Source organism: Kitasatospora sp. GAS1066B, assembly GCF_041262605.1.
Classification (GTDB): Bacteria; Actinomycetota; Actinomycetes; order Streptomycetales; family Streptomycetaceae; genus Kitasatospora.
In genome coordinates this window covers 310700-329975 of record NZ_JBGCCO010000001.1, presented here as the reverse complement: position 1 = coordinate 329975, position 19276 = coordinate 310700, and the positions used below count along the sequence as shown (strand labels likewise).

Annotated in this window: 14 protein-coding genes; 6 read left to right on the top strand and 8 right to left on the bottom strand. The window is 70.7% G+C overall.

Annotated features, from left to right (window positions below):
• The first annotated feature begins 14 nt into the window (after positions 1–14).
• Together ABH937_RS00870 and ABH937_RS00865 are read left to right on the top strand one after the other, a co-directional pair.
• Positions 15–959, top strand: a complete 945-nt coding sequence (locus tag ABH937_RS00870) for a LysR family transcriptional regulator (RefSeq protein WP_280689120.1) — start codon at positions 15–17, stop codon at positions 957–959.
• A gap of 176 nt (positions 960–1135) precedes the next feature.
• Positions 1136–3682 carry a collagenase gene (locus tag ABH937_RS00865; protein ID WP_370216783.1) on the top strand — a complete coding sequence of 849 codons (2547 nt, stop codon included), beginning with the start codon at positions 1136–1138 and terminating at the stop codon, positions 3680–3682.
• A gap of 268 nt (positions 3683–3950) precedes the next feature.
• On the opposite strand, the gene ABH937_RS00860 is transcribed toward ABH937_RS00865, so the two are convergent.
• Positions 3951–4127 (bottom strand): hypothetical protein, encoded by a 177-nt coding sequence (locus tag ABH937_RS00860; protein ID WP_370216782.1) that lies wholly within the window; start codon positions 4125–4127, stop codon positions 3951–3953.
• 152 nt (positions 4128–4279) lie between these two features.
• On the opposite strand from ABH937_RS00860, the gene ABH937_RS00855 reads away from it, so the two are divergent.
• Together ABH937_RS00855 and ABH937_RS00850 are read left to right on the top strand one after the other, a co-directional pair.
• Positions 4280–5032, top strand: coding sequence for a helix-turn-helix domain-containing protein (locus tag ABH937_RS00855; protein ID WP_370216780.1), 753 nt, complete (start codon positions 4280–4282; stop codon positions 5030–5032).
• A 298-nt stretch (positions 5033–5330) separates the two neighbouring features.
• Positions 5331–6302, top strand: coding sequence for a hypothetical protein (locus ABH937_RS00850; RefSeq protein ID WP_370216779.1), 972 nt, complete (start codon positions 5331–5333; stop codon positions 6300–6302).
• A 74-nt stretch (positions 6303–6376) separates the two neighbouring features.
• On the opposite strand, the gene ABH937_RS00845 is transcribed toward ABH937_RS00850, so the two are convergent.
• The 7 genes from ABH937_RS00845 to ABH937_RS00815 all read right to left on the bottom strand — a co-directional run bounded on the left by ABH937_RS00845 (position 6377) and on the right by ABH937_RS00815 (position 14050).
• Positions 6377–6583, bottom strand: coding sequence for a hypothetical protein (locus ABH937_RS00845; RefSeq protein WP_370216778.1), 207 nt, complete (start codon positions 6581–6583; stop codon positions 6377–6379).
• Positions 6580–7656 carry a putative T7SS-secreted protein gene (locus tag ABH937_RS00840; protein WP_370216777.1) on the bottom strand — a complete coding sequence of 359 codons (1077 nt, stop codon included), beginning with the start codon at positions 7654–7656 and terminating at the stop codon, positions 6580–6582. Before ABH937_RS00840 ends, ABH937_RS00845 begins: the two co-directional genes overlap by 4 nt.
• Positions 7657–7658: 2 nt before the next feature.
• Positions 7659–7979 carry a hypothetical protein gene (locus ABH937_RS00835; protein WP_370216776.1) on the bottom strand — a complete coding sequence of 107 codons (321 nt, stop codon included), beginning with the start codon at positions 7977–7979 and terminating at the stop codon, positions 7659–7661.
• A 241-nt stretch (positions 7980–8220) separates the two neighbouring features.
• Entirely contained in the window at positions 8221–9207 is a 987-nt protein-coding gene (meaB, locus tag ABH937_RS00830) for a methylmalonyl Co-A mutase-associated GTPase MeaB (RefSeq protein ID WP_370216775.1), read from the bottom strand.
• A gap of 12 nt (positions 9208–9219) precedes the next feature.
• Positions 9220–11427 (bottom strand): methylmalonyl-CoA mutase, encoded by a 2208-nt coding sequence (gene scpA / locus ABH937_RS00825; protein WP_370216774.1) that lies wholly within the window; start codon positions 11425–11427, stop codon positions 9220–9222.
• Positions 11424–13313 (bottom strand): methylmalonyl-CoA mutase family protein, encoded by a 1890-nt coding sequence (locus tag ABH937_RS00820; RefSeq protein WP_370216773.1) that lies wholly within the window; start codon positions 13311–13313, stop codon positions 11424–11426. The genes scpA and ABH937_RS00820 overlap by 4 nt, the downstream gene beginning before the upstream one ends.
• A gap of 170 nt (positions 13314–13483) precedes the next feature.
• Positions 13484–14050, bottom strand: a complete 567-nt coding sequence (locus ABH937_RS00815; protein ID WP_280689115.1) for a peroxiredoxin — start codon at positions 14048–14050, stop codon at positions 13484–13486.
• Positions 14051–14515: 465 nt separating this feature from the next.
• Here ABH937_RS00815 and ABH937_RS00810 point away from each other — a divergent pair, with 465 nt between their 5' ends.
• Together ABH937_RS00810 and ABH937_RS00805 are read left to right on the top strand one after the other, a co-directional pair.
• Complete coding sequence (locus ABH937_RS00810; RefSeq protein WP_370216771.1) at positions 14516–17542, top strand: tetratricopeptide repeat protein; 3027 nt, start codon at positions 14516–14518, stop codon at positions 17540–17542.
• Between the two features lie 124 nt (positions 17543–17666).
• A complete protein-coding gene (locus ABH937_RS00805) occupies positions 17667–19268 on the top strand; it encodes a glycosyltransferase 87 family protein (protein WP_370216769.1) in 1602 nt (533 codons plus the stop codon).
• The last annotated feature ends 8 nt before the right edge of the window (positions 19269–19276 follow it).

Here is a 19276-nt window from a genome sequence, read left to right as displayed (position 1 = left end):
GGGGGGACAGGCGGATGAAACTGGAGCTTCGGCACCTGCGTGCGGTATGCGCGATAGCCGACGCCGGCAGTCTCGGTCGGGCCGCGGCGGTGCTGGGGTGCTCGCAGTCCGCGCTGAGCCGTCAACTGCTGAGGATCGAGCAGCACTTCGGCGTGACGCTGTTCGTCCGGACCCGGTCCGGGACCGAACCGACCGCCAACGGCGCCGAGGTGATCGCCCAGTCCCGTGACGTCCTGGCACGGATGGAGGGGATCGGGCACCGATCGGCCGAGACCGAGTCCCGCCCACCACGCGTCCTGCGGCTGGCCGTCACCAACTCGCCCGTGCTGCCCGGTATGGTGGCCCGGCTGCACAGCCGACTGCCCGGCAGCACCCTCCGGCTGCGCAGCGTCTACGCCTCCTCGGCGATCGTCGAACTGCTGGAGCAGGGCGAGCTGGAGGCCGGAATCGCGGTGGACTACCCGGGGCTGGAGCTTCGGCACTCCGAGGCCGTCGCGGTGCGCGGAATCGCCACGGAGCCGTCCATCCTCGCCCTGTCGGCGCGGCACCGCCTGCGGCACCGCGCCGACATCGCGCTGGGCGAGCTCGCCCAGGACGCCTGGTTCCTGACCCCCGACGACGGTGCGGGCTGGCCCGGTGTCTTCTACGCGGCGTGTGCGGAGGCCGGTTTCACCCCGCCCGCCGTGCACGAGTTCCTCGGGGATCCGCTGCAGTTGCAGCACATGATCGCGGAGGATCTGGGAGTCGCGCTGGTGCAGGCCACCACGCGACCGATCCCCGGCGTCCTGCTGAAACCGCTGACCGGCACGCCACTGTGGTGCCGGTACGTCCTGGTCTGGCGGCGCGGCGCCGTCGACGAGGAGCTCGCGCAGGCCCTGTTCAGCGCCGCGTCCGCCGCCTACCAGGAGCTGTGCGGCCGGAGCGCCGACCCCCGGACCCAGGCCGCCCGAGCCCGGTAGCTCCCGACCGGACCAGCCGGACGGTCAGGGCCCGGGCCACGGCCGATGGTATGACCGTGATCCGACATGTGGTATGTCACATCTCATTGATCTGGCTCACGGCGCGTGCGACGGTGCCTGACACGCCTCCACGCGCTACATCCGAGGCGCATCCACTGGTCCCCCACCAAGGAGTGATGATGCGTCAGCCATTCGGGCTGCCCAGAATCATGGCCGTGCTCGCCGCCGCGAGTACGGCTGTCGCCGGCTTTGCCGCCACCCCGAGCTTCGCCGCCGCGACGGTGAAGCCCGCTCAGCAGGTCAGCCAGGCCGTGAACCCCCACCACGGCCTGGTGTCGCCGACCGGCAGCCTCGCAAGCACCGACGACCAGGACGCCGTGCAGAACGGCCGGCTCGCCCCGGCCCAACTGCCCCCGCGCTCCCCGCGGTCCGCCACCCCCAAGGCACCCGCGCCCAGGCTCGCCGGCACCAACGCGGCCGGCCGGGCGGCCAATGCCGCCACCTCCTGCACCCCGGCCGACTTCTCCGGTCGGACCGGGTCGGCCCTGGTCTCCTACATCCAGGGCTCGACCATCGACTGCATCAGCTCGCTCTTCACCGTCACCGGCGGCAATGCCACCGGGGTGTTCAAGGAGAGCCAGATGACCGCCGTCGCCAACGGGTACCGGAGCGCCGCGGCCTCCTATGCCGGTGACGACTCGACCGGCCTGTGGCAGCTGGGGTACTTCCTCCAGGGCGGGTACTACGTCCAGTACAACGACCCCACCGACGTCGGCAGTTACGACGCCTCGCTGACCAGCGCGGTGCAGGCCGCCCTCGACACCGTCGTCGCCAGCCCGCACCTGAACGACGTCAGTGACGGCAACGGCGAGGTCGCCGGCGAGGCCATGATCCTCTCCGACAGCGCCAACCTGCAGGCCCGGTACCTCAACACGTACAAGCAGGTGCTGAACGGCTACACCAGCGCGTACGACGCGTCCTGGTACATGGTGAACTTCGTCAACTCGGTGTACACCCCGCTCTTCCGCGGCCACCAGAACCCGGCCTACGTCGCCGCGGTCACCGCCGACCCGAGCATCATCACCACGCTCGACAGCTTCGCGCTCAACCACAAGGCCCTGCTGGGCACCACCAACTCCTTCCTGGACTCCAACGCCGGGCTGGAGACGTCCCGGTTCATCGAGCACTCGGCGCTGGCGGCCACGGTCAAGCCACTGATCAAGGGCCTGCTCGACGCCTCGTCGATCACCGGCCCGACCGCCCCGCTCTGGGTCGGCGTGGCCGGCATGGCCAGTTACTACGACCAGTCCAACTGCTCCTACTACGGCGTCTGCAACCTGTCGCAGCAGCTCAGGACAGCGGCGCTGCCGGTCAGTCACACCTGCGACGCCACGCACAGCATCCTGGCGCAGAGCCTGACCGCGGCCGACCTGTCCGCGGTCTGCGCGAGCCTGCAAGGCCAGGACCCGTTCGTCCACAATCTGGTCAAGGACAACGGCCCGATCCCGGGCCAGTACGAGTCCTCGCTGCAGATGGTGGTCTTCGCCAGCCCGCAGGACTACCAGACCTACGCCGGCGGCATCTACGGGGTGAGCACCAACAACGGCGGCATAACCCTGATCGGCGACCCGACCAGCACCACCAACCAGCCGATCTCGCTCACCTACCAGAACGGCAACGACGGCTTCACGGCTGGCATCTGGAACCTCAACCACGAGTACACCCACGCCCTCGACGGCCGCTACGACATGAAGGGCGACTTCACGCAGCAGATCGCCGTCCCGGACGTGTGGTGGATCGAGGGCGTGGCCGAGTACGTCTCGTACACCTACCGGAACGTGACCGACACCGGCGCGATGGCCGAGGCACCCAAGCACACCTACGCGCTGAGCACGCTGTTCCAGAACACCTACGAGAACAGTGACTCGACCCGCACCTACCCGTGGGGCTACCTGGCCGTCCGGTACATGGTCGAGAAGCACCCGGACGTCATCGCCAGCATGCTGAGCCACTTCCGCACCGGTGACTACACCGGCGGTTACGCGGTCTACAACTCGATCGGCACCGCGTACGACGCCGACTTCAACACCTGGCTGGACGCCTGCGCCGCCGGCGCCTGTTCGGTGGGCGGCACCCCGACCGCCGCGTTCGACGCCGCCCCCGCCGGCCTGAGCGTGCAGTTCACCGACCACTCGACCGAGTCCGGCGGCAGCATCGCCTCCTGGGCCTGGAACTTCGGCGACGGCTCCACCGCCACCACCGCCAGCCCGTCGCACACCTACGCCGCGGCCGGCACCTACAACGTCAGCCTGACCGTCACCGACGGCAACGGCAAGACCGCGGCCATCACCCAGTCCGTGACCGTCAGCGGCAGTGGCGGTGGCGGCGGCACCACGGCCTGCACCGCGACCGACACCCGCGTGCTGGCGCAGAACTGCTACCGGGCCAACCAGTCCGCGACCGTGGACAACCTGGACTACTACTACATCTACCTGCCCGCCGGCACGACCACGCTGACCGTCCGCAGCACCGGCGGCACCGGGACGGCCTACCTCCTCTACAACCCCAACGCCTGGGCCACGATGAGCGCCTACACCAACGGCTCGCTCAACAGCGGCACCAGCCAGACCCTGACCGTCACCAACTCGACGGCCGGCTACCGCTACATCAGCCTCTATGCCCAGACCGACTTCAGCGGCGTGACCATCAGCACGCAGTACTGATCCCTGCGCAGGTGGCTTCAGCGGCGGCGGTCCGGAGCACGACTCCGGGCCGCCGCTTGCCTCGGGCGGGTGGGAGTTGACCTCTCAGGCTGACCTGACGTGCGGGTGATGTGCCATTCCCGGTGCAGGCGGCTCATCGTTCGGAGGTCGGCCAGGCGTGAGGCGTCGCCGCAGAGGTAGGCTGCCCGGGTCTGCTCGCGCAGTCGGGCGCATTCGGTGCACTCGGCGGCCGGTGACGGGTCGCCATCGGGCGTGGCACAGTTGGCGTTCACTCGCTGGGGTCCCGGTCCGGGCAGATCGCCGCGCTGCAAGTGCAGGGTGGCCACCCGGCGGGCTTGCGGAGCGACACGCGGGAGAACCAGGCAGGGTCGTAGTCCGCCAGCGGATCGTCGGTTCGCTGTGCCATGGCGAGGCGCTCCGCGCGCTGCTGTTCGATCGTCTTCACCGCCAGGCCCTTCGGTGCTGATGTGTAGTCAAGGTGCTACTCATGGTGATCTGGCGGGCCGGGCGTTGCGACGGCGGAGAGGTGTTGTTCGGCCGTCATGGCAAGGCGTCATTTCGACGTCATTGGCGGCGGGTTGGCCCTATGGTGGAGAGATGACGACTCCCAACGAGGCGCTGAGGAACGTACGACTTGCGATGCGCCTCAGCCAGGACGAGTTCGCCAGGCGTCTCCGGCAGGTCGGGGACGAGCTCGGCGATCCGAACGACGCGAGCAAGCGGTTGGTTCAGCGCTGGGAGTCCGGCGAGTCCCAGACACCGCGGCCCGTCTATCTCAGGTCGCTGGAGGCGGTCACCGGGAGGTCGGCCGGTCAGCTCGGCTTCGATGTCCCGGAACTGCCTGAGCGAGTGTCAGTCGACGGGCAGGGAGGTCACGACATGCGCGCCACCGGTGAAGTCGAGCCCCAAGGTGCCGGGCGGCCGGCGTCCGAGGAGCACTCCGGGGTCTGGTTGAGCCGCTACGAGTTCTACAGCAGCAGTCGCGAGCAGACGTTCACGGGACAGCACCACGTTCTGCTCACGCAGAACGGCAACCGCTTGCAGGGGCGTTCGTTGAGCGCCTCGGGCGAGCCCGACTCGCGGCTGACCATCGACCTGACCATCGATCGGAACGTCGTCACCGGGACCTGGGTGGAGGAGACGGAGCCCCAGGGCTACTACCACGGGGCGCGGTACCACGGTGCGATCCAGTTCCTGATGGATCCGACCGGGCGGCGAATGGCCGGGAAATGGGTCGGGTTCGGCAAGGAGTTCGACGTGAACACCGGGCCGTGGGAGTTGCGCCTGCTCAGCAAGGCGACGACCCCTGAGGTGCTGGCGCGGTACGGCGCGCCGGTGGACGAGGGCTGAGTTGGGCGCGGTTCCGATAGCGGCTGGCGGAGGCGCTGCTGCTCGGGCATGCTCCGCGCTGATGAGTGATGCGCCGAATGATGAGGGCTACGCGCCGGTCGGGACGCTGGCAGGGTTGCTGCAGCGTGGGCGCGGGCTGGGTGCGATGCGGGCGTCGGAGGATCCGGGGGCAGCGGCTGAGCTGGTGTACGGGTGCGTGCGGCGGGACTGGCGGTGGGATCGGCAGGTGGACGGGCGGCATTGCTATCTGGCCTGGCTGATAAGGGAGTTGGCGCTTCCGCTGAGCCCAGTGATTGCGTTGTTCGGGGCTGATGAGGACAGCTGCGAGCGGGCTGTCCGGGTGTTGGAACTGCTCGCGCTGGCCGGAGTGGGGGAGGCCAGGGAGGCGCTGCGGGAGTACGTCCGGCGGGGCGAGCACTGGGTGGATGTGCTCGAGTCGGTCGCAGGGAGTTGGCCGGTCGAGTGGTGGGACGATCTGGCGGCGGTGGCCAAGGGGCGGCTGGTCGGCGACGAGGACCTGTGGAGTGGGGAGCCCTGGGTGCGTTGGCAACTCCGGTCCGGCGCCGGCCCGATCGGGCGGCGACCGGCCGGACCTCAGCAGGCGGTCGGCAGCGACCGGCTCATCGCTGCTCTTGCCGATCCCGGCGTGGCAGACGGTGTGAAGGTCAGTGTGCTGCAGGAGTTGGCACGGCGCCCGGAGGAGCCGGCGCTGATCGCGCTGATCCCGTCATTGGGCGTCAAGGACGGGACGCGCCAACTGCCCTCGCTCTCACCTGCGGTCGGGAGGCTGGGCGCGCAGGTGGTGCCGGCCGCGCGGGAGTGGGCGGTGGACGAGCAGGCGTGGCTATCCTGGCTCGGTATCGAGGTGCTGGCCGCCCATGGAGAGTCGCGCGACCTGCCCGTGTTGCTCGGTGAACTCGCCGCCCAGTGGGAAGTGCACTGCTGGTGCGGCCCCGACACGCTTGCGGCCGGGCTGGCCCGGTTCGGCCCGGAGGCGGCCCAGGCCGAGCCGCTGCTGCGCCGCTACTGGCTGGAGACACCGCACTCCTACGAGCGTCCCGCCTACCTGAAGGCGCTGGCGGCGATCGACTTGCCCGGGGTGGACGAGCTGCTCGTCGAGTCGCTGTGGGACTGTGAGGAGGAGTCCCGGCTGCTGGGGATCGCCGCGGCCCCCGAACTGCCGCAGGTGCGGGAGCGGTTGGTCCGCCTGCGGGACGATCCGGCGGAGGAGCAGGCGGTCAGGACCGCTGCAGCAGTCAGGCTGAGGTGACCGGGTCTCGCTCTCGTGGACGTCGGTGCAACTCGGGCCGGGCCCTTCTGATCTCAGAAGGGCCCGGCCCGGGGCTACATCAAGTGCACTTCGACGCTGAAGCCCTTGGCCAGGACCGAGTTCAGGTGCCCGGCATGGGCGCCCAAGTACTGACGGGCCGCGCTCGATTCGGCGCTCACTTCGAGCAGGACATAGTCCTGCGCATCCTCGGTTCCCTGCCCGCAGATGCAGCAGCGGAGCCGCTGGCCGGACACGCCTCCACCCACCACGCCGTCACTCACTCCCAATCGCCCCTCTCGATCTTCCCGTCAACATAGCTCTGCTTCGCGTCCTTCAGTACGGTGGTCGGCTGCCCACTCGGATTCGACATATCGCGAACGACAACGTCGCAGGTCCCATTTCCATTGTCGAGCACTTTGACGATTTGCCCGTCGCTCTGAATATACATGTCGCCGTTGTCCCAGACATGGCCCACATCGACCCCGCGCTCGGTAACCCGGCCGGTCCCGTGGATGTCCCGAGCCGTCGTATTGCCCCCGCCGCCCCCGCCGTTGTCGGAGTTCATATTGACGCGATCCGAACCCGCCGCGTCCTTGCCGATGTTCATCGCGCCCATGCCCATGAGGCCGACGCCGGTCGCGATAGCGCCGGCTGAGACCACGTTGGCAGGCACGCCGATGACGGCGCCGACCCCAGTTGCGTCCAGCGCGACGCCGAGCACCTCGCCGCCCGCACCGACGGACGCGAGCGCCAGGCCGCCGGCCATCTCGGCCATCGAGCCCGGGTCGTGCAGCATGGCATTGCCGACCGAGGCCAGGTCACCCAGCGCCGTCTCGCCGAATTCCTTTGTGAAATGCCCGGCATCGGAGAAGAACCCGCCGATATCGTCTCCCACCCGCGACCAGAAACCGGGCTTGGCGGGGGCCTTGTCGCGGGCTCTTCCGACGGCGGCGTCCGCGGTCTTTCCAGCACTGTCCAGCTGACTGCGGGCGCTGTTCAACTGGTCCTGGGCGGCCTGGTGATTGGCGTCGCCGGAGGCCCAGAGATTGATCGCCTCGGTAGCCTGGTCCTGGGCCCAGGTGAGCGTCGGGGCGTAGACCCCCAGCGCGGCCGCCGCGTCGTGGAAGGCATCGCCGGCGTCCAGCCACTTGCTCGGCTGGCCATGGAAGACCTTGCGGAACGCGTCGGCGGCGTCACCGCTCCAGCCGTCGGTGGTATCAATGCGCTTCAGGCCCTCGCCGGCCAGATGCAGCAGGTCGCCGTACGCCTTCAGTGAGGCCTGGGTATGCGCGATGGCGCTGGCGTCACCGGGGACCAGGGCCTTCGGGTCGGTGGTCTGCCCGAGTTCCGCCATCGTCACTTCTCCCCGGGATCGTTGTTGCCCGTGAGGATCTGGTTGAGCTGGCCATATACGGCCTGATCGGCATTCCGGTAGGCTTTGACGTTCGCCGTCAGCCGGGTTGCGATCTCCTCGCCGTCCTTGGCAAGGTTGTCCACGCCGCGCTGCCACCGGTCCAAGAAGTCGGACAGTGTGCTCGCCAGGGCGTGGTGGCCGATGGCCGACTCGTCGTGGGGGATGTCGCTGACCTTCTGGACGCAGGTCCGGTCAAGCGTCTCATTCACCCCCGAAGCAGCTTCCGTCAACGCTTGTAAATCCACGTGATAATCACCGGCCATGGTGGCTCCCCCTACCTGGCGACTTCCTCGTCCGGCTCATCCTAACCCGCGAGGCCGCCCAGCTGGCTTCGTCGTGCTGCCACGATGTCCGCCAAGGCAGGCGCTGCGCAGGAGAGTTGGGTGGTGACAGCGATGGTGGTGGTCAGGTCGAGGGCAGGCTGTCCGTGGCGGGTGGCGGGTGGCGGGTGGCGGGTGGCGGGTGGCGGACCGGCCGAGGCCGCCTGCCGCCCGTCTCTGCCGGTCAGGCGGTGCGGAACTCCGCGAGGATCCGCTGGGCCGCCAGTGTGGCCGTGAGCGTGCCCTCCCGTACCTGCTGCTCCAACTCGGGGGTGAGGCGGCGGACTTCCGGGTGCTCATGCAGCTGGGCGAAGAGCTGGTCGTGCACCATGGCCCAGGTCCAGGCGACTTGCTGGTCGCGTCGCTTGGCGGTCAACGCGCCGGTGGCGTCGAGGAGTTCGCGGTGTTGGGTGAGGCGGTCCCAGAGTTCGTCCAGGCCGGTGCCGTCAAGGCCGCTGCAGGTGAGCACCGGTGGGGTCCAGACGGCGTCCGGGGCTTGCAGCAGGCGTAGGGCGCCGGCCAGTTCGCGGGCGGCGGCCTTGGCGTCGCGGTCGTGGGGGCCGTCGGCCTTGTTGACCGCGATCAGGTCGGCCAGTTCGAGGACGCCCTTCTTGATGCCCTGGAGCTGGTCGCCGGTGCGGGCCAGGGTGAGCAGCAGGAAGGTGTCGACCATGCCCGCGACCGTGGTCTCGGACTGGCCGACGCCGACCGTCTCGACCAGCACCACGTCGTAGCCGGCCGCCTCCATCACCACCATCGACTCGCGGGTGGCCCGGGCCACGCCGCCGAGCGTGCCGGAGGTGGGGGAGGGGCGGACGAAGGCGTTCGGGTCGGCGGAGAGCTTCTCCATCCGGGTCTTGTCGCCCAGGATGGAGCCGCCGGTCCGGCTGGAGGTCGGGTCGACGGCGAGCACCGCCACCCGGTGGCCGCGCCCGGTGAGCCGGGTGCCCAGGCCCTCGATGAAGGTGGACTTGCCGACGCCCGGCACGCCGGTGATCCCGATCCGGATCGCCTTGCCGGAGTGCGGCAGCAGGTCGACCAGCAGGCGTTGGGCGAGCTCGCGGTGGTCGGGGCGGGTGGATTCGACCAGGGTGATGGCCCGCGCGATCCAGGCGCGCGAGCCGTCGAGCACTCCCCGGCGGTACTGGTCGAGATCGATCGTGCGGGCCATCAGTCGGACCGCCTACAGCTCGTGGCCGAGGTCGGCGGCCAGCTTCTGGAGCAGGTCGTACGCCGCGTCCGGGATCACCGTGCCGGGCCCGAAGACCGCCGAGGCGCCGGCCTCGTAGAGGGCCTCGAAGTCCTGCGGCGGGATCACGCCGCCGACCACGATGGTGATGTCCTCGCGTCCGGCTTCGGCCAACTCGGCGCGCAGCGCCGGGACCAGGGTCAGGTGGCCGGCCGCGAGCGAGGAGACGCCGACGATGTGCACGTCGGCCTCCACCGCCTGGCGGGCCACCTCGGCCGGGGTCTGGAAGAGCGGGCCGACGTCGACCGTGAAGCCGAGGTCGGCGAAGGCGGTGGCGATCACCTTCTGGCCGCGGTCGTGGCCGTCCTGGCCCATCTTGGCGACCAGGATGCGCGGGCGGCGGCCCTCGGCGGTCTCGAACTTCTCGACCAGGTCGCGGGTGCGCTGCACGGCGGTGGAGGAGGCTCCTGCTTCGTCACGGTACACACCGGAGATGGTACGGATCTGGCCCGCGTGCCGGCCGTACACCTTCTCCAGGGCGTCCGAGATCTCGCCGACGGTGGCCTTCGCACGGGCCGCGTTCACGGCGAGCGCCAGCAGGTTGCCGTCGAGCGAGCTGCTGGGGCCCGCCTCGGCGGAACGGGTCAGCGCGTGCAGCGCGTCCTGGCAGGCGGCCTCGTCGCGCTCGGCGCGCAGCCGGCGCAGCTTCTCGATCTGCTGGGTGCGCACCGAGGAGTTGTCGACCTTGAGCACGTCGATCTGCTCGTCGGTGGCCACCCGGTACTTGTTGACGCCGATCACGGGCTGGCGGCCGGAGTCGATCCGGGCCTGGGTGCGGGCGGCGGCCTCCTCGACGCGCAGCTTGGGGATGCCGGCGTCGATCGCCTTGGCCATGCCGCCGGCCGCCTCCACCTCCTGGATGTGCTGCCAGGCGCGCTGGGCCAGGTCGTGGGTGAGCTTCTCGACGTAGGCGCTGCCGCCCCAGGGGTCGATCACCCGGCAGGTGCCCGACTCCTGCTGGAGCATCAGCTGGGTGTTGCGGGCGATCCGGGCCGAGAAGTCGGTGGGCAGTGCCAGCGCCTCGTCCAGCGCGTTGGTGTGCAGCGACTGGGTGTGGCCCTGGGTGGCGGCCATCGCCTCGACGCAGGTGCGGGCGACGTTGTTGAAGACGTCCTGGGCGGTCAGCGACCAGCCCGAGGTCTGCGAATGGGTGCGCAGCGAGAGCGACTTGGCGTTCTTCGGGTCGAACTGCCCGACCAGCTTGGCCCAGAGCAGCCGGGCCGCGCGCAGCTTGGCGATCTCCATGAAGTAGTTCATGCCGATCGCCCAGAAGAAGGACAGCCGCGGCGCGAAGGCGTCCACGTCAAGTCCCGCGCCCAGTCCGGCTCGCAGGTACTCCACGCCGTCGGCCAGGGTGTAGGCCAGCTCCAGGTCGGCCGTCGCGCCGGCCTCCTGGATGTGGTAGCCGGAGATGGAGATCGAGTTGTACCGCGGCATCTTCTGCGAGGTGTACGCGAAGATGTCGGAGATGATCCGCATCGAGGGCTGCGGCGGGTAGATGTAGGTGTTGCGGACCATGAACTCCTTGAGGATGTCGTTCTGGATGGTCCCCGCGAGCTTCTCGGGTGCCACCCCCTGCTCCTCGGCCGCCACGATGTAGAGCGCGAGCACCGGCAGCACGGCGCCGTTCATGGTCATCGACACCGACATCTTGTCCAGCGGGATGCCGTCGAAGAGCTGGCGCATGTCGTAGATCGAGTCGATCGCCACGCCCGCCATGCCGACGTCGCCGGTCACCCGGGGGTGGTCGCTGTCGTAGCCGCGGTGGGTAGGCAGGTCGAAGGCGACGGACAGGCCCTTCTGCCCGGCCGCCAGGTTGCGGCGGTAGAAGGCGTTGGACTCCTCGGCGGTGGAGAAGCCCGCGTACTGGCGCACCGTCCACGGCTGGTTGACGTACATGGTCGGGTAGGGGCCGCGCAGGTAGGGCGCGATGCCCGGGTAGGTGCCCAGGAAGTCCAGGCCGGCCAGGTCGTCCGCGGTGTAGAGCGGCTTGACGCCGATGCCCTCCGGGGTCTCCCAGAGCTGCTCGGCGACGTCCGAGGCGGTGGCCTCGCGCCAGGCGGCCCGCCACTGGTCGTCGGTGGTCCGGGGCTCGCCGGCCGGGGACCCGGTGAGCCCGATGGTGGTGAAGTCGGGGATCAACGCGCCACTCCGATCTGGTCGAGGAGCGAGGTGAGGACCGCGACCGCGTCGCCGCCCGCGTAGACGAACTCGTCCACCCCGGCTCGTTGGTAGGCCTCGCGCTGCTCGCCGGGCCGGCCCGCGAGCAGCACCCGGGTGGCGTCGGCCGCCTTCAGCGCGGCGGCGACGGCCTCGGCGTGCTCGACGTACAGCGGGTCGCTGGAGCAGAGACAGGCCACGGTGGCCCCGCTGGCGGCGAACTCCTTGGCGAGCGCGGCCGGTTCGGTGTCGGCTGCGAGCACCGTCTCGATCCCGCCGGCCTGGAACAGGTTGGCCGCGAAGGTGGCCCGCGCGGTGTGCGCGGCAGCCGGGCCGATCGCGGCGAGGAACAGCTTGGGACGCGCGCCGGTCGCGGCCAGGTGCGCGTCCGAGCGGTCCCGCAGCGCCTCGAAGGCCTCGGCCCTGCGCACCCGGGGCAGGCCGCCGCCGAGCGGGGCCGGGGCCGGGGGCCGGACCAGCGGCTGCTCGCCCAGGTTCGGGAACTCGCTGACGCCGGTGACCGGTTCGCGCCGCTTGGCGAGCTTGGCCGAGCGCTCCGCCCAGCCGGCGGCGATGGTCTCGCCGACCAGCCCGGAGGTGAGCGCGGCGCGCTGGCCGCCGGCCGCCTCCAGCTGCTGGAACCAGTTCCAGGCGGCCTGGGCGAGCTCCTCGGTGAACTGCTCGACGTACCAGGAACCGCCGGCCGGGTCGATCACCTTGCCCAGGTGCGACTCCTCCAGCAGGATCGCCTGGGTGTTGCGGGCGATCCGGCGGGCGAAGGCGTCCGGCAGGCCGAGGGCGGTGTCGAAGGGCAGCACGGTCACCGCGTCGGCGCCGCCGACTCCGGCCGCCAGGGTGGCGACCGTGGTGCGCAGCATGTTCACCCACGGGTCGCGGGCGGTCATCATCACCTCGGAGGTGACGGCGTGCTGGCGCTGGGCACCGGCTGTGGGGCCGGCGCCGCTGACCTCGGTGACGCGGGACCAGAGCCGGCGCGCGGCACGGAACTTGGCGATGGTGAGGAACTGGTCCTCGGTGGCGGCGAAGCGGAACTCCAGCTGCCCGGCTGCCTCGTCCACGCTGAGCCCGGCGGCGGTCAGCGCGCGCAGGTAGGCGACGCCGGTGGCCAGTGCCGCGCCCAACTCCTGAGCGGGGGAGGCGCCGGCCTCGTGGTAGGGCAGGGCGTCGACGCTCAGCGCGCGCAGGCCCGGGTAGTCGCGGGCGCAGCGGGCGGCCAGCTCGGCGGCCTCGGCCAGCAGCGCGTCGGTGGCGCCGTCGTCGCCGGTGCGGGCGAGCAGGCCGAGCGGGTCGGCGCCGAGGTTGCCGGTGGCCGCCTCGTTCGGGACCGCGCGCTCGGCGAGCAGCGCGAAGAGGCGCTCGGCGGCCGCCTTCGTCTGCGCTCCCGCATCCAGCACGACGGCCGCGAGGTCCAGGTAGACCCCGGCCAGCACGGTCGGTAGCGCGTCGACGGGCAGACCGGCGTCACCCAGGGTGAGCCAGATCGAACCGCCGCCGTGCTCCAGGTCGGCCAGCACCGCCTCGGCGGTGCGGGCCGGGTCCGGGTCGGCGTGCCGCTGGCGCACGTCCCAACCGGAGACCGCCGAGCCCTGCGGGCGGCCGCCGCGCACGAACGGGGGGAATCCGGGGTAGCCGGTTTCGGACACCGCCGAGGCGTCCTCGGCGGTGTACAGCGGCCGAGCGCGCAGACCGTCCTGCAGCGCGGTGGCCAGTGCGTCCTCCGCCGGCGTACCGGCGGTGCTCTGCGTACCTGACTTGCTCAGGACGCCTTCGACCAGGCGCCGCCACTGCTCACGGCTTGCATCCGGGAACTCGGCGGCCAGGGGGAGCCCTTCGGGCGGGACCGTCATGGTGGGAAGGTTAGTGCCCTGGCCTTGAGCCGTAGCAGAGCTACGGGGTGTGACGTTGCCCTCGCTCGCAGGACAGGGGTCGTGGCGCGCCGCAGCAGGGGTATCTAACGGGTCATATCCCCCCGAAGCGCCATGGGCGCGCACCGCCGGGAGAGCTCGAGCCGGTCCGGCTACGGCAGTTCGGCGAGTGCGGTCAGCGCGGCCTGGTAGTCGGGTTCGGCCATTTGGTCGGCGACGTACTCGACGTGGGCCAGGCGGTCGTGCCGGTCGATCACGAAGACCGCGCGTTGCAGGAGCCGCCACTCCTTGACCAGCACCCCGTAGTCGCGGCCGAAGCGCTCGCTGCGGTGGGCGGAGAGCAGCAGGTGGCCGGTGCCGTCCTGCTCGCGGGCGCCGCGGGCGGCCAGGGCGAACGGGAGGTCCATGCTGATGGTGTAGAGCTGCACCTCGCCCTCGGCCGCCTGCTCGGCCAGCCGGTCCTCCCAGGAGCGGGTCTCGATCCGGCAGACCGGCGTGTCGATCGAGTTGATCACGTTGAGCAGCCGTTTCGAGCCGCTGGTGTCGGAGAGCCGCACCTGGCTCGTGGCACCGTCCGGCTGGGCCAGCCAGTCCAGGGTGAAGGCGGGCGCGGCGGCGCCGGCCCGCAACCGCTCGCCGACCACGGTCAGGCGTTCACCCAGCTCGAACGCCTCGCCGGTCCGCTCCGGCGGCTCCTCGGTGTTCGCTGTTCTGCGCATGCCTCTGACGGTACGCCGACTGACGGTGCGTCGGGAGTGGGACGGCGCCCGCCAGTCGGGCGATGGCGGTTCGGCGGGGGCGCCTCGGTAGGGGGCAAGAGGGCCGGTCCGGCCGAAGTTTGGCCGAATCACGACAGTTGGAGTCTCACTCGGTGGATTCGAGCAGGCACATGGTGTAGCCATAGCAATGACATGTTCGCGATGAAAGGAGGTCATGATGCTCAAGAAGCTGTTCGCCTGGCTCGTCCCCCCAAGAGGTGAGCGCCTGGTCGACCCCGAGGAACTGCCGGAACACTGGCGCCCGGTCCGCTGACGATCGGCGCCGTCGGCGCACAGGCCCCGATCATCCCCCGAGTGATCGGGGCCTCGCGCTGTCGTTCCGGGCTGGCCGGTGACGGGACATCGCTAGCATGGAGGCTCACCCGTGGGGGCATCGGCCGCCCTGACATGGAGGGGTGCCTCAGTGTGAGCGGTGATGGCCAGAGCAACCGGATCCACGGCGGGTTCTTCTTCGGCCCGGTTGTCCAAGCGCACGACGTGACGCTGGAGCTGCCTCGGCAGCCCTACCCCGCTCTTTGCGCGCTCCCCGCCAAGTCGACCGCCTTCACCGGGCGGCAGACCGAGTACCAGGCGCTCCTGGCCGCCTTGAATCCAGCTCGCCCGGCCGAGTCGCCGGCGGTAACGGCGGTCTCGGGCCTGCCTGGTGTCGGAAAGACGGAACTGGCCGTCCAAGCCGCCTGGTATGCCGTCGAGCAGGACGGCTGGTTCCCTGGCGGCGTGCTCTTCATCGATCTGCTGGGATATGACAGCGAACGCCGAGTAAGTACTGAGCACGCCCTCGGCACCCTTCTGCATGCGCTCGCCGTACCGGCCGAGTCCATCCCGCCAACTGCGGACGCTCAGGCCAGGCTGTATGCCTCTATCCTCACTGCCCATGCCCGTGCAGGCCGACGGTTGTTGGTGGTGATCGACAACGCGGCGCACGCGGGGCATGCCAGGCCGCTGCTACCCACCGACGGGATCAACGCGGCAGTGGTCACCTCTCGTGACACGCCGGCAGGGCTCGGCGCGCGCCTGCTGGACCTTCGGGTCCTCGATACCGACGTGGCGGTAGACGTGCTGCGCCGGTCCGTGTGGGAAGCCCGCGGGTCACAGGATGCTCGGGTGGATGCCGGACCGGAGCACGCGCAGGAGATCGCGGTGCTCTGCGAGGGTCTTCCGCTGGCATTGCGGATCGTTGCCGCATTCCTTGCCGATCGGCCTGACCGACCGCTCAGTCAGTTGGTCGGAGAGTTGCGCGACGCACACGGTCGACTGGACGGACTGGACCGGGACGGCCTCTCGGTGCGGGCCGCCATTGACCTGTCGTACCGTCAACTGGACCGCACCAGGGCTCGCCTGTTCCGACTGCTTGCCGTCCATCCCGGCCCGGAGATCTCGGCGCCGGTCGCTGCGGAGCTGATCGACGCCGAGCAGGGCGTGACCTCCCGCCTGCTGGCCGCACTCGGACGCTCGCACCTGGTCGAGGCCGGCACTTCGTACGATCGTTGGCGGATGCACGACCTGGTCCGTCTGTACGCGGAGGAACGGCTGCTCGGGGAGGTCGAGGAGGACGAGCGCGAGGCGGCATTCACCCGACTGGTCCGGTACTACCTGACGACGACCGAAGCGGCGGAGGCGTGGCTCAGCGGGACGGTAGCGTCCACCGCCGTCTTCGTTGACTCTGGCGCCGCGCTCGAATGGTTCGAGCGGGAGCGCTCCAACCTGGTCGCGCTGGCAGCTGCGTGCGTCCCGTATGGGCTAGGTGTGGCCTTCCCGCTTCCGTTGGTCAAACTCCTGCATCGGCGCAGGCACTTCGGCGATCTGCTGACCGTCGTGAACACGGCGCTCGGCGATCCGAACTGCCTACCCGACGAGTTGGCCGAGGCGACACTCCTGGGTCATCGCGGCACAGCTCTACGAGAGTTGGGCCTGCCGGACGAGGCCATGGCCGCACAGCGCGAGGCGCTGCGGTTGTTCCGTCTGCACGGCGATCGGCACGGTGAGAGCGCACTCCTGGTCAACATCGGCAACGCCCTCAGTTGTCAGCAGGAGGATGAGGAAGCGATCGCGACCTTGGGGCAGGCGAGGGCGATGGCGGCCGAACTGGGCGACCCTCAGCGCGAGGCCCTGGCCCTGGACGCCCTGGGCACGAGCCTTCGGGGTGTGGGCCGATACGCGGAGTCCGCCGCCGCGCATTCAGCCTCCGTGGCTCTGCAGCACGACCTGGGCGACCGCCATGGCGAGGTGAAGGCGCTGAGCAACCTGGCGGCGACGAAGATCTGCGAGGGCAACTGGGACGAGGCGATCGCGCTGACGAAGGCGGCGATCGAGCAGTTCCATGCGTCCGGAGACTTCTACTTCGAGGCCGGTTGCCTGGTGAACCTCGCGATGGCTCTCAGCAGCACCGATCGGTGCGCCGACGCAGAAGAGGCACTCACTCGGGCGTTGGGCTTGTACCGGCACATTGGCGACGAACTTCGCGAGGCCAACACGCGAACCCGCCTTGGCCATGTCCTCCTCCGTGTCGGGCGCACCGCCGAGGCGGTGAGGGAGGCCCGGCAAGCCGTCGAACTTCTTGCCGGCAGTTCGTCGCACCGTGATCTTGCCGCGGCGCAGACCCTGCTCGGGGCTGGTCTGTGTGCGGAGGGGGATCACGAGGAGGCCGCAGCCGTGCTGGAGTCCGCTGCAACGGCCTTCGCCACCCTTGGGGACCGCGCCGGGCGCCTCGATGTCCTGCTCCATCTCATCCACCTTGCGCGGGTCGACGGTCGGAACACCGAGGTCATCGTGCTGCTCCGGGAGCTTGTCGCCCTTGCCACTGAGCTGCGATCGACGGAAAGGCGCGCGCTGGGTCTGTCCATGCTCGGCAGTGAGCTCCACCACCGTGGAGCGTATGCGGAGGCGTCGGCGACCCTGGAGCAGGCGGTCACAGTCCACCGGTCGCTGGACGACGACGAAGCCACCGCCGACGCGCTCGACAGTCTTGGCGCCGCCCTGGCGGAATCGGGCCAGCTGGAGGAGGCGATGACGCCGTTGGAGGAGGCGGTGGCCCTCCGCTGCCGCTCCGGTACCCCGGATGAGCCGATCTCTGGCCCGGCGGCGCGGAGCTTGATGCTCCTGGGAACCGTGCTGGCCGAGCAGGGTCGGTTTCGCGAGGCGGCCGGAGTGTTCGGAGACGCCGCGGCCGCCTGCCGAGGGACAGACCCCGCAGGAGAGGGACACGCTCGGACCTATCTGGGTCTGGCACTGGCCGGGTTGGGCAGCTTCACTGAGGCGGCCGTCGAGCACGCCACGGCTGTCGAGTGTTACGGCCAGATCGACGACACCCAGGCCATGGTCGGCGCCCTGACCAATCTGGCCAATGCGCAGCTGGCCGACGGCAATCCGGAGGAGGCGGGTCGGGCCTTCGCCATGGCAGACATCTTCGCCGCGCAGGTTGGACTCTGGTGATGCTTGGTCGCCCCGGCCGCTGAGTCGATCAGATATTCGGGTCAGGCGCTGCTGTGCAATCGTCTTGTGGGATCCTCTTCCTGTCTTCCTGCCGGTTGGTCGGACGAGGGATGGGGTCATACGCGTGCCGATATCTGCTCTGCCCCAGCCGACCTGGGCGCGTGGCCCGCGGCCGGAGTCGGCGGGTGGGTCCGCCCGGGGCCGGCACCGCCGTGGTGGTGAGCGGCGCGGGCGGGTGCTCGGTGGTGGGGCGTTGCTGGCGAGCGCGCTGTGCGTGGTGTTGGCGGTCGCGGCGGGGCTGCTCGGGCCGTCCGCCGTGGAGCCGGTGTTCGGGCGGCGGGTCGGCGACCTGCCGCCCTGGTTCGTCCAGGGGAACCCCTCGGACCTGCTGGTCTGGCTGCTGGTGGCCGCGGTGCTGGGGCTCGGCACGGTGACGGTGGTGGCCGGGCTGCTCGCGGTGCGGCGCGGCTGGGCGCCACGGCCCCGGCTGCTGCTGGCCGGTGGTGCGGTCGCGGTGCTGGCACTGCTCTGCGTGCCGCCGGCCGGCACCACCGATCCGCTCAACTACGCCGCCTACGGCCGGATCGAGACGCTCGGCCTGAACCCCTATCAGCTGACGCCGGCCGGCCTGGCGCAGACCGGTGACCCGGTCGGCAAGCTGGCGCTCGCCGAACCCTGGCTGCACACGCCGTCCGTCTACGGCCCGCTGGCCACCGTCTCCGAGTGGGCGGCCTCGCTGCTCGGCGGCGCCTCGATGCTGCGCACCGTGTGGCTGCTCTCGGTGCTGGGCGGCGCGGCGTTCCTGGCCACCGGGGCGCTACTGCTGCGGCTGGCCGGGCCCGATCCGGCCCGGCGGGTGCGCTCGCAACTGCTCTGGACGCTGAATCCGGTGCTGTGGTGGAACCTGGTGGTCGGTCCCCATGTCGACACGCTCTGCGCGCTGTGCGTGGTGGTCGGCTTCTGGGCGCTGCGGCGCTCGGGCATCGCGGCCGCGCTGGCGATCGCCGCCGGGGCCGCGATCAAGCTGACGGCCGGGGTCTTCGCGCTCCCGCTCGCCTGGCACCTGCGGCACGACCGGCGCCGCCTGGCCCTGGCCGCGACGGCCGGCGCGGTGGCGCTGGCGGCCGGCTACGCCTTCACCCCGCGCGCCGTGCACAATGCCCAGGCGGTCAGCAACCAGGCGGCCGACGGCACGCCGTGGGAGCTGCTGCAACGGTCCGTGCTGGTCCCCGTGTTCGGTGCCGCGCGGGCCGATCAGGCCACCACCGTGCTGGAGTTGATCGCGGCCGTGGTGCTGGCCGGGCTGCTGCTGGCGGCGCTGGACCCGGCCGAGGGCACCGACCCGGCGCGGCTGGCCGCCCGTCCGGCGCTGGCCGTCGTGCTGGCTTACCTGCTGGGCACGGCGTATGTCCGGCCCTGGTACGACGCGCTGGCGTGGGTGCTGGTGGCGATGCTGGCCCGGTCCTGGCTGGACTGGGTGCTGCTCGCGCACACGGTACTGCTGACGCTGGTCTACGACCCGGGGCTGGCGCACATGCTGCACCCGGCGTGGCTGTACCGCCTGGTGCTGCAGATCGCCTACCGGCTGGTGCCGGACGCGCAGTTGCTGCTGGTGGCGGTGGTCGTGGTCGGGTGCGGGTGGCGGATCCTGCGCCGGCGGCGGGCGGCCAAGGCGGCCGGCGGTCGCCAGCCCGCCGCTCCGGGAGCGGCGGGAGCGGCGGGCTAGCACCCTAG

Excerpts from the sequence above, each read along its gene's own strand:
- ABH937_RS00815 (WP_280689115.1), bottom strand. The coding sequence starts at position 14,050 with ATGCGCAGAACAGCGAACACCGAGGAGCCGCCGGAGCGGACCGGCGAG.
- ABH937_RS00855 (WP_370216780.1), top strand. The coding sequence starts at position 4,280 with ATGACGACTCCCAACGAGGCGCTGAGGAACGTACGACTTGCGATGCGC.
- ABH937_RS00840 (WP_370216777.1), bottom strand. The coding sequence starts at position 7,656 with ATGGCGGAACTCGGGCAGACCACCGACCCGAAGGCCCTGGTCCCCGGT.
- ABH937_RS00870 (WP_280689120.1), top strand. The coding sequence starts at position 15 with ATGAAACTGGAGCTTCGGCACCTGCGTGCGGTATGCGCGATAGCCGAC.
- ABH937_RS00835 (WP_370216776.1), bottom strand. The coding sequence starts at position 7,979 with ATGGCCGGTGATTATCACGTGGATTTACAAGCGTTGACGGAAGCTGCT.
- ABH937_RS00820 (WP_370216773.1), bottom strand. The coding sequence starts at position 13,313 with ATGACGGTCCCGCCCGAAGGGCTCCCCCTGGCCGCCGAGTTCCCGGAT.
- ABH937_RS00865 (WP_370216783.1), top strand. The coding sequence starts at position 1,136 with ATGATGCGTCAGCCATTCGGGCTGCCCAGAATCATGGCCGTGCTCGCC.
- meaB (WP_370216775.1), bottom strand. The coding sequence starts at position 9,207 with ATGGCCCGCACGATCGATCTCGACCAGTACCGCCGGGGAGTGCTCGAC.